We start from the raw sequence: 229 nt of genomic DNA on the forward strand, positions 1-229 counted from the left end.
CTCTCGAGCAGTCCCTTGACGACTTCGATCGACCATGACGTCGGCGGCGCGGACGTCGATCGACTGAGCAGGTCCCGCAATCGACTGCCCGGTGGGACATCACCGACCACGAAGAGGCGGGAGGGGTGCCTCATGCGCTCGACGCGATGGATGGTGACGAATGCGGAGTGGCGGAACGCCGACAGCCGCACCACTCGTTCTCGCACGGCAAATTCGAACGGTCCGGAGG

The 229-nt window shown here is 65.1% G+C and carries 1 protein-coding gene; it reads right to left on the minus strand.

The features are described from left to right. A partial coding sequence (locus ACLJNW_RS29215) for a hypothetical protein (protein WP_410962170.1) occupies nucleotides 1-229 on the minus strand: 229 nt, incomplete at both ends.

This window comes from Salmonella sp. SAL4457 (assembly GCF_046548235.1).
GTDB classification, from domain to species: Bacteria; Pseudomonadota; Gammaproteobacteria; order Enterobacterales; family Enterobacteriaceae; genus Salmonella; species Salmonella enterica.